The sequence below is a fragment of the Candidatus Neomarinimicrobiota bacterium genome, from assembly GCA_036476315.1.
In the GTDB taxonomy this organism is placed as follows: Bacteria; Fidelibacterota; Marinisomatia; order Marinisomatales; family S15-B10; genus JAZGBI01.
Window position 1 is genome coordinate 18,028 of record JAZGBI010000014.1, and the last position, 10,236, is coordinate 28,263.

Here is a 10,236-nt window from a genome sequence, read left to right on the forward strand (position 1 = left end):
GAATGGTTTCTTGAGTGTAGATATCATCCGGATTAAGAATATACGGAAGGGAAGTGAGGATAGTCGGGTGAATCGGGAAAATGCTGGATTTCCAGGCAAAAACCGTAGTGTTTATGGTACGCCGAACCTGACTTGCCGGTCACGGAACCATCCAGGAAATTCCCGGTGTAGAATTGAATACCGGGTCCGGTTGTGTATACCTCCATCACGCGGCCGCTGTGAGGTTCATTACGCAACGCTGCCAGGGTCACGTCTTCACCCTCGCCGTCGAGCGCGCTATTGTGGTCGTACCGCTTTCCACCCGATCAATTTCGGAGCCGATGAATTTCGGGACGGAAAGATCCATGGGGGAATCCTTCGCACTCTCGATTACTCCCGTGGGAATCAGCTGATCATTCACGGGTTGACCCTTCCTCTCTCCTCTGTTCCCCCTGAAATTCATGTGGGCTTCCGCAAGAAACTTCTAGCCCATGAGCACCAGAAAAATGACCTGTGTCCACTGAACAAGTTGCCGATTCGACGTCGTTTTCACTTGCACCTCTCTGCCTGGCATCTGAATGGGGAAAATGGGTCATACAGGTGCCGAACTGGCAGGAACTCCAAATCGATCTTACGGTCCCCGTCGGAACCAGACCGCCATATCTCCCGTGCCTCGATGTGACCAGGAGTAATAAGGAACCAGCATGAACTCGCTCGATAGCTTCGATTCGAAAATCTTTCCCGAAGCCCGGGACACCTGCCGAGGACGGCCTTTGATCACGACCACACCATTCAAGAGATCTTCACGGTATTCAGTTGTCAGGCTCGCATCGTCAGGGATCGAAAGGTTACCTACATCTCCACCGTTGTCCACCCCCTCCGCACAGTAAACAACGGGACCCCGTTCAAGAGCTACCTTACCAATGTTTCCCCTTACCTTTTCATGGCTCAAAACTCGGCGGACTTTCATGGACAATTTAAGCCTCAGGACATCTCCCTCGTGCCAGACGCGGCGGATGTGAGCGTACCCATCCCTCAGGCTGATCTTCGCGGGTTTTCCGTTGACTTCAATATGAGGTTTATCATCGCTTTCGCCTGCGTACCGGTAGAGATCACTAGGCACCGGACTGTTTCTTGCCCAACCGGGAATCCGGACACAGACTGAAAATCTTGAAGGTTGTTCAGGATCAACTGTCAACTTGACTATTCCATCCCACGGGTAACGGGTCTGCTGCGTCACTCGCACCATGCTGCCATTCACTACAATCTCGGCGCTTCCTTGCATAAAGAGATTTACGTACAGCCGGTCCTCAGAGGTGGCGTAGACATATTCGGAAATCGATGGCATAAAGCGGACCACATTTGTAGGACAGCAGGATGTTGTGAACCAGGAACGGCGTGTTGCTGAACTTCCGTTGAACTTGAAATTGCCATCGGACTCAAGGGGATTAGGGTAGAAGAACCTGTCGCCTTCCAGGGAAACTCCTGAAAGGAAGCCGTTGTACAGTGTTCTCTCGAATACGTCGATGTACTTAGCGTCACCGTGGAGCAGAAAGAGCCGGTGGTTCCATAACATGTTGGCAACCGCGGCGCACGTCTCATTGTAGGCTTCCGCGTTGGGTAACTCGTAGTTGTCACCGAAGGCTTCTCCCTCTCGACGCGCGCCGATACCACCTGTCAGGTAGAGTTTCTTCGATACAACATTTTCCCAGATTCGAGTGGTGGCTTTCGCGTAGTCCCGGTCACCCGTAAGAGCGGCTGCATCTGCCATACCGGAATACATGTATCCTGCACGGACAGCATGGCCAACGGCCTCATCCTGTTCAAGTACAGGCTTGTGGTCCTGGATATAGCCCTCGTTGAACTGGAAAGTATATAAGTCACGGTCATGAGTGTGGCCCCGTTCGACTAGAAAAAACTTCGCAAGCCTCAAGTACCTCTCATCCCCGGTCGTCCGGTAGAGTTTGGAAAGACCGATCTCGATCTCCTGATGTCCGGGAACGTCGCGCCTTTTCCCAGGTCCGAACACCTCATCCACGAGATTGGCATTCTTGATCGCCACCTCCAGGAAATGACGTTTTCCCGTTGCCTGATAATACGCGACGGCGGCTTCGTACATGTGGCCTACGTTGTAGAGCTCGTGACTGTCCTTCAGGTTGGACCACCGGGTATTCCCCGCACCGGGTGCGGGATGTTCAGGGTCAATCGTGCGTGTGGTGTAAAGATATCCGTCTTCCTCTTGAGACGCCTCGATTTTGGCTATCAGCTCATCCAGATAGTCTTCGAGATCTGGATCCGGATGCAGAGCCAGCGAATAAGCCGCTCCCTCCATAACTTTGAAGACATCGGAATCGTTGTACCGGTACCCCTCAAACTCCCCTTCCATGAGGCCCCCGGCTTTGGCGAAGTTGTCAATGCGTCCCGTTTCTTCACACTTTCGGAAGTCGAATGGAATCGTAACAGCCCGGTTGGTTTCCATCCGGGGAAGCCAGAACTCATCTTCAATCCGAACATGGGTGAATGGGACAGGTCTTACGGGATAATCTTTTTCACGGTCTTTTGCACACCCTATCATGACGTTAACGACTGCGAGAAACAGAACAAGACGGGTCCCTTTGGTGCTCCTTCTCATCGGCTATCATTCACCTTCTGCAGGCTTTTTCTTGCCACAATTCTTGCGGGCGGAATATATCGGTTCACCTGGAGAGAAGCAATGACCTTTGGACTCACCAATGGTGAAGATGAACTTTCCGTTATTTCTGGTACAAATTTCTTGAAATATCAAAATAGCAACTGCATCTCCTGAAAGTCGTAGGGGGGGGGATCTCCATAACCCTGAAAAAGTCGCCTCAGAATAGGCCTGGAATGTGCGTGGAAAGCGTTTTAAAGCACCTCTAAGCGAGGACTCAATTATGCGATAAAAGGTACAGAAGAATCTGAATTCATGGTGAGTATCAGAAGGGAAGCTTATACTGGAGGGCGTTACTGTTTTTTCTTTCGGTGATCTTCTCCCCTGCGCCTATCTTTTGTTTTCCTTTTGTCAATGGCCACGGGCATTTGCTTTTGTCTGCGTTTACCTTTCCTCCGATCTTGACCTCTTTCCCGAAACATAGCTGGCTCCCTTTAGATTAATCTGCCAGGAGCTTACGAAAAAAGCTGCAAGAACTCTGCAAGAAATCGATCGTTTTGCCAAAGATAGCGGTTTGGAGGCTGCAACTACGGGAGAAAATAGAGCTCAGACGAGTGAGCCCATATTGAGGAAACGCCCCCCTTCGTATCTAAGTCCGAAGTAATCTTCCATAAGGATTTGACTCTACTTGACTCAAATTGACGAAAACTGTTCTGCAATGTGAGTTCGACCTACATACAAAACCCTCCCCCCTGGGGTTTTTCGCTGGAAGCGATCTAGGTTCAAAGACATTAAGCCCAAATCTTAAGCGTATCCCGAAAAAGTGTATCCCGGAAGCGGTATTATTTGACCAATTCTGACCAAACCTGACAGAGCAGATGGTCTGTTTGATTGGGTTGCCGCAGAACCTCCGAATACAAAGAACCCGTCGAGAAGGACGGGTTCTTGTCAGTGATACGCCGCTGAGATTCTAAGTGGGCGCTGGAGGATCGGAAGCCGGGCAGGTCAAGTTTTAATCTCCGTCCCGAGGAACCGGCCTATGTCCGCGGTCTCTGATTCGATCGCCGGCGCGCGGGTCAACCCTCCGGCCCTGCGCCCGCGGGAGATTCCTTCCGCGCAGCCTTCCGAAACAACAACGCCGATCCGACCCACAGCGCGGCGAAGAACCCAGTCAGGATCAAGATATCCCTCGGCCAGATCGGCCCCATGGAGCCCAACCCGGCGATCAGCGCGATCACGGCGACCAACGCCTGAGCGAGCGCCGTCGCGAACATCGCGCGTGCCATTCCATTTGGCTCGAAGCGCGCGATGAGGGAACCGACGATTCCGACGGCGAGCACCCCGATGTACATCAAGTTGGCGGGGTTTTCCTCGTTTCCGATAATGCCAACGGCAAGGTTCATCCAGACAAGGAGAAGTGCTGCCGCCACCGCAACGCCGACGGCGGCTCGGTACGGGATATTACCCGCCTTCCTCGCAATCAGCTCATACGTGAGACCAGCGCCGAATACCAGGACGCCGGCGACAGCGAAATCAGCCAGATCCCAGACCACTTCATCGGTGAACTGCATCGCTAACAAGGGCAGAAGCAATATGAACGCTGTCACGAGCGCAATGCGGATGATGCTTTTGTTTTGCATAACGATAACCGTTACGTTCTCTCTAATAGTTCCTGCGAATGTTTCGACGAACATCCAGAGAGCGAAGCCGAATAATCCTTTTTCTTCCTCTGCGCGCTCTCGGAGAAGATCGTTGAAGGTCTGCTCCATCGGTTCTCCAAAGCGCTCGCGGTACCCCTTCGGGTAGAGACGAAGCAGTGTTGCGTACCAGTTTCGGAATCGTCGTATCGAGTGTTCATATGCCATACGCAAAAGTACTCGGTGATAGTCGTTTTTGTTTGGCGACCGCTACAACCTCGCGGTATCGTTGCAACTCCGCCGCGAGCGCTTTTTGGCCGAAACCGGTAATTTTGTAATAGACCCGCCGCTCGTCGTCCATTTCAGGGTCTATCTTTTTGTCGCTCTCGCGTATCAATCCGGCCTCGATCATGCGACCAATCGAGCCGTAGAGCGTGCCCGGTCCCATGTTTACCTTTCCCTGCGAATCAGCTTCGACTTGCTTCATGATTCCGTAGCCGTGCCGCTCCTGCGTGGAAAGCGCGAGGAGTATATGAAGCACCGCCGGAGTGAGGGGCGCGTTTGCTTTGCTGTTTGCCATGCTTCCAATTTATATCCGTAGCGGATATATGTCAAGTGGAGAAAGTGAAAGAGTGGGAGCGCGAGGAATCGCGGGCGTCGCAAAGCGAGGTTCAAAATCTTGCTCAAGAAATCAAAGACGGCGAGGCGCACTTGGAGAAACTTATCTCAACCTATCTTGATGGTGATATACCAAAAGAACTATATCTCAAAAAGAAAGATGAAATTATGCGCTCCCTCGCCGCTTTGAGAGAGGAAATGAAAGATTTTGAACGCGGAGGAAACAAGTGGGTCGAACACTTTCGGGAGTGGATTTTAGATACGAAACAAGCCGATTTTTTGGCAAACAACCCCGACTTTCACAAAATGAAGTTACTTGTCCAAGAAATTGGAACGAACCCTACAGTTCGTGACAAATCCGCGCGCTTTTCCGTGCCCGTCCCGTCCCATTTCGTCGCTTCGCGACGGGCTTTTCTTCCCCAAGCCGCGCCTACGGCGCTGCCATACGGCCTCCTTTCAGAAGCGGAAGTTACATTTGGCGGAGAGGGAGGGATTCGAACCCGGGGTACGGGGTTACCGTACACACGCTTTCCAAGCGTGCTTCAACTTAAAGCACCGCAACTTTTCCCCATCGAGATTCTGGCTCAATCCCTGATGACTACCTGACCCACCCCCAAAACAGGGGCAGGATCAACCGTTTTTCGTTGGCAGGATGGTCACGTTATGGTCACAGAACGCCATAAGTCACTGAAAATAGAGCACGTTGACAGGTTTTCGATCTGGCAACAGGGGTTCGCTCCCTTAGGGGTCACTGTTCTAATCCCCCACTCTACCATCGGTAACTGGCGGGTTTTTTCCTGTAAAGTGATCTGGTAAAATGTACGTATATCGACAAGTTTCGTTGATGCAGAGCGAAGCGCCTACATGGAAATTTACCCGTATAATATTTGTTAGGCTGATGCATATTTGGTACTGATGCTAAGGGGATTTTGTAGAGATGAGTGACACAATCAGCAGCTTGCGAGACAGCATCAAGTGGCATAGACGGTATGATCGTAAGGCACCCAAGAGAGGCGAACTAACATCTGATTTCGAGCTTCGGGATGTAAGCGGTGTAAACCCTGTTCGGCTTTCGGACTTCCGCGGGAAAAAGCCCGTTGCGCTGATATTCGGCAGTTTCACTTGAGAGCCCTTTGTAAGAGGGGCCGTGCGTCTCCATGATCTGTATGCCGAGTACGGTGATCACGTCCAATTCCTTGTGATCTACATTCGGGAAGCCCATCCGACTGACGGATGGTACATGGGAAATCATGATATTCGAGATCCCCGAACGATTGCGGAACGCCGAGCACTGGCAGGAACTTGTCAGGTACGGTTGAAGTATGGAATACCGACCATTGTGGATGAGATGGATGATGGGGTGATGAAGGCGTATGCGGCCTGGCCCGACCGGCTTTATCTGGTTGATTTTGATGGAAAGGTGGCTTATGCAGGCGGTATAGGGCCGTGGGGATTTGAACCAAGCAAGCTGAAGAGGGCTATCGACCGATTGATGGAATCAGACGTTTAGATATGCGTCCGACTAACCACTCACTGGGGTGGATCCGGCCTCGGTACACTTCGAGCCTGTCAGAAGATTAGCCGGGCTGTCGGCTCGCCGCTGTTGGGCGGCACATCGTGGTCGGCGAGAGGCTGAATCCATCATAGGAGTGGCGAAATGAAGAAGGTTCGTTGGGGCGTCTTGAGCACAGCCAGGATTGGTGTCGAAAAGGTGATTCCCGCCATGCAACTGAGCGAGTACTGCTACATGGCTGCAATTGCCTCACGAAGTCTAGAGAAGGCTCAGCAGGCGGCCGAGCGACTGGTCATTCCCAAGGCCTATGGCTCGTACGAGGAACTGCTGGCTGATTCTGACGTTGATGCTGTATACATTCCCCTGCCCAATCATCTACATGTACCCTGGTCCATCAAAGCGCTGGATGCTGGCAAGCACGTGTTGTGCGAAAAGCCCATCAGTTTGACAGCTGCTGAGGCTCAGGAACTGCTGAATGTAGCCCGGAATGAGACCAAATTGAAAGTGATGGAAGCCTTCATGTATCGCCATCATCCTCAATGGCAGCGAGCGCAGCAGTTGGTTGTTGAGGGGAAGATCGGCGCATTGCAGGCCATTCAGTCATTCTTTTCCTACCACAATGTTGACCCTGGAAATATCCGCAACATGGCTGAAATCGGCGGGGGTGGACTGATGGACATTGGGTGTTATTGCATTTCGCTTGCACGGTTCATCTTTGGCACCGAGCCTCAACGGGTATGGGGTGTGATGCAATACGATCCAGAGTTCAAGACCGATCGGCTTACCTCGGGGGTACTGGACTTTGGCAGAGGAATTTCGATGTTCACGTGTTCCACGCAATTGACGCCTTATCAGCGGGTCCACATCTTTGGAACGGAGGGCTGGGTCGAGATCGAGATACCATTCAATGCCCCGTCCGATCAGCCTTGTAGGATATGGCATCAACGCGGAGTTGAGATTGAGGAAATCGTCTTTGATGTTTGCAACCAGTACACATTACAAGGTGACTTGATGTCGCTTGCGGTGCTTAACGACACGGAGGTGCCGACGCCACTGGAGGATGCTGTGGCCAACATGAGGGTGATCGAAGATGTTGTCCGAAGTACCGAAAGTGGAACTTGGGCCTAGGTTCACATTAGAGTATGCAGTACCGCCTCAATAAGTGTTGGTGTTTATATCTCCGAACCAGTGATATTACTTATGCAAAGAATGGAATGATTCAAATATGAGAAACATATCACGCCGTGAGTTCATTAGGACCGCTGGTTCTGGCGCGTCATTAGCGATAGTAGCACCGGGAGGACTCGCTAAAGCATTTTCCTCAGCGCCCGAATCATCAAGGCATGTCATAGTCATTGGAGCAGGATTAGCTGGTTTAAGTTGCGCTTACGAATTAGATAGGGCAGGTTTTGATGTGACTGTTCTGGAGGCACGGACTTATTCTGGTGGTCGTGTCAGGACCTATCGGGATTCATTCGCTGGTGATCTATCGGCAGAGATGGGTGCTGAATATGTGAATTCTGAGGATGAATATGCTCGGAGGTATGCAAAGAAATTCGGTCTGAAAATTCTTACAGCAAAACTCTACGACGGCATCTTTGTCCGAGGCCGGAAGTACAGGATAATCGATTTCAAGCGGAATCGAACGCGACTTCCCTATGAAGGTGTAGAGGGTGGAAAATTGTTCGCCCAGGAAAGTCGGTACATTCAACATTGGGTTGAGATGATTAAAGAAACGGTGGAGAAGTACGGAATGACCTGTACAAGTTGTCATGCTATCACCGATTCCTTCACCGCAGGTCCACGTTTGGGAATCGAGCGTCTTCCTGAAGAAGTTCTTGCTCTCGATAACATGTCTGTGGCTGATTTACTCAGAAGTGAGGGACGCCAGAAGACATCATAAATTTGTACACTTATACCAACGCAACAGAAAGTACAGGACGGCCTGAGACCTTGTCGGCATTCACATTAGTGCTGAGTCACTATATGGCTGGTGCATTCAATGAAGAGACCGATGAGGGCAGAATCTTAGGCGGAAACGACCAATTACCAAAGAGTTTGGCTAAGACGATAGCATCCAAGATTTACTATCAAAGACCTGTACGACGAATCCACCATGATAACAATGGTGTTGAGGTCTGGTTTGAAGAAGAAGGAAAGCTTAAATCCATGACATCATCACGTCTTGTTATTGCCATGCCATTTAAGGTTCTCCGAGAGGTTGCTATCGAACCTGAATTCTCCGCCGGGAAAATGAAATGCATTCGTGAACTGTCATATGGCCACGTCATGAAGATTGCCATGCAATTCACCAAGAGATTCTGGGACGAACCGGGAAGTCTGGGCCAACGGATTTTTACCGATACACCGCTCCGGCGGGTGTATCACCATTCCGTCGACCAACCTGGCCCCAGAGGGATAATACTATCTTTCACGGCTGGTGAAGACGCAGAAAAGTTAGGAAATATCTCGGAAGAGGAAAGATTAACCATAGCCAAGGATACGGTGAAATCTATATGGAATGAAGCGACACAATACTGGGAGGGAGGCGTAAGCAAATACTGGAATGAAGACCCCTGGATAAAAGGAAGTTACTCATTTCCTGGTATCGGACAGGCGAAAGATTTCATTAAACTCGCCTTTCAGTCGGAAGGCATAGTACACTTTGCTGGAGAGCACACGTCAATCCACAGAGCTTCCATGAACGGAGCTATCGAATCCGGTGTTCGAGCAAACAAGGAAATCCGTAGAGCAGCTGAATAGTATTAACTAAGAAACGGTATTGAAGTTCAATTTTCCCAGATTCATTGCCGTAATCATTCCCTTTTTGATAGTAATAACATTTTCCTCAACACAAAATAATAACGAGAAAGACGGGTCTGGAATTGTGAATCGGGGCGAAAGCCAGGATAATTGGTGGCTAAACCTTCCTCGTCCAGAGTGGAAAGACTTCGAGAGGATTCCACAAGAACAGTCGTGGTATGAAGTCTATAAAATTCTACCAGGAATCATAGCGATTTATGAGCCGGGTCAATTTGAGGAGGTGATCTCATATCTGATTCTCGGTCGGGACAAGGCTTTACTTTTTGCGATTTCCGGGAGCAATGGGAATTTCCTCATATCTTTTCTCCAACGATATTCTGCTGTGCTTTGGATAGCCTCACCTTACTGCCAATGCCGTTCGTAAGAGCCAGTGACTGTTATCTGAAAATCTTTTTAGGGCTGTCATCTTCTTGTCTCTCTTCACAATGTCACTCTGATTCTTGTTATTGGCTGGTCGAACTAACCCTCCTCTTCCGATTACTTCTGTAAGTTTACGTATTCTTAGGGAACCGGACAGCAGACAGAAGAATTAATCAGACCAGTTAGGCGAAACGTGATCCAAAGAATGGGGGCTGGTCATTTGATTCAAATTGATGAAGACTATTCAACAATGAGTGACGACTTCACATACAAAACCTCCCACCCCCGTCCGGTTTTCCACTGAAAGCGTTTTTGGTTAGAAAGCATATCTTGATTTGAACGTGTGTCCCGCTGATTTGTGTCCCGTTATTATCACAAATGAGCGATATTGAACTGATTTGACAAGTTAACAGAGGTTAGATGATTCAGCACAAAAGCAGTGAAGCCCGAGGAGAACATGATGTTCAAGTCGGGCAATCAGTAGTCGGGGCGGCGAGATTCGAACTCGCGACCCCCTGCTCCCAAAGCAGGTGTCCAAACCCGCCGGCAGCCAACTTGACTTCGTCAGCTCAACTTCGAAAGCGTATCCATACAAAGCGTATCCATAATCTGGTACTATTTGACTTTATTTGACTTTGTCTGAAGCAGAAACCAAGGCAGTTTAGGGAGTAATCATA

At 50.1% G+C, this 10,236-nt stretch carries 10 protein-coding genes; 5 read left to right on the forward strand and 5 right to left on the reverse strand.

Going from position 1 to position 10,236, the window contains the following annotated elements:
- Positions 1 to 32 precede the first annotated feature (32 nt).
- The 5 genes from V3U24_01630 to V3U24_01650 form a co-directional block, all read right to left on the reverse strand.
- Positions 33 to 251 (reverse strand): hypothetical protein, encoded by a 219-nt coding sequence (locus V3U24_01630; protein MEE9166156.1) that lies wholly within the window; start codon positions 249 to 251, stop codon positions 33 to 35.
- A complete protein-coding gene (locus tag V3U24_01635; GenBank protein ID MEE9166157.1) occupies positions 248 to 400 on the reverse strand; it encodes a hypothetical protein in 153 nt (50 codons plus the stop codon). The genes V3U24_01630 and V3U24_01635 overlap by 4 nt, the downstream gene beginning before the upstream one ends.
- A gap of 210 nt (positions 401 to 610) precedes the next feature.
- Complete coding sequence (locus V3U24_01640; protein MEE9166158.1) at positions 611 to 2,611, reverse strand: glycoside hydrolase family 127 protein; 2,001 nt, start codon at positions 2,609 to 2,611, stop codon at positions 611 to 613.
- Between the two features lie 1,073 nt (positions 2,612 to 3,684).
- Positions 3,685 to 4,377: a hypothetical protein gene (locus V3U24_01645; protein MEE9166159.1), complete on the reverse strand. Its 693-nt coding sequence runs from the start codon at positions 4,375 to 4,377 to the stop codon at positions 3,685 to 3,687.
- A gap of 85 nt (positions 4,378 to 4,462) precedes the next feature.
- Complete coding sequence (locus V3U24_01650) at positions 4,463 to 4,825, reverse strand: helix-turn-helix transcriptional regulator (protein ID MEE9166160.1); 363 nt, start codon at positions 4,823 to 4,825, stop codon at positions 4,463 to 4,465.
- A gap of 35 nt (positions 4,826 to 4,860) precedes the next feature.
- On the opposite strand from V3U24_01650, the gene V3U24_01655 reads away from it, so the two are divergent.
- From V3U24_01655 to V3U24_01675, 5 genes are all read left to right on the forward strand, one after another.
- A complete protein-coding gene (locus V3U24_01655) occupies positions 4,861 to 5,469 on the forward strand; it encodes a hypothetical protein (protein MEE9166161.1) in 609 nt (202 codons plus the stop codon).
- A gap of 331 nt (positions 5,470 to 5,800) precedes the next feature.
- On the forward strand, positions 5,801 to 6,373 hold the full coding sequence (locus tag V3U24_01660; GenBank protein ID MEE9166162.1) for a deiodinase-like protein: 573 nt from the start codon (positions 5,801 to 5,803) through the stop codon (positions 6,371 to 6,373).
- 147 nt (positions 6,374 to 6,520) lie between these two features.
- A complete protein-coding gene (locus tag V3U24_01665; GenBank protein ID MEE9166163.1) occupies positions 6,521 to 7,504 on the forward strand; it encodes a Gfo/Idh/MocA family oxidoreductase in 984 nt (327 codons plus the stop codon).
- A 97-nt stretch (positions 7,505 to 7,601) separates the two neighbouring features.
- Positions 7,602 to 8,279 (forward strand): FAD-dependent oxidoreductase, encoded by a 678-nt coding sequence (locus V3U24_01670; GenBank protein ID MEE9166164.1) that lies wholly within the window; start codon positions 7,602 to 7,604, stop codon positions 8,277 to 8,279.
- Positions 8,280 to 8,362: 83 nt separating this feature from the next.
- Positions 8,363 to 9,139: an NAD(P)/FAD-dependent oxidoreductase gene (locus V3U24_01675; GenBank protein ID MEE9166165.1), complete on the forward strand. Its 777-nt coding sequence runs from the start codon at positions 8,363 to 8,365 to the stop codon at positions 9,137 to 9,139.
- The last annotated feature ends 1,097 nt before the right edge of the window (positions 9,140 to 10,236 follow it).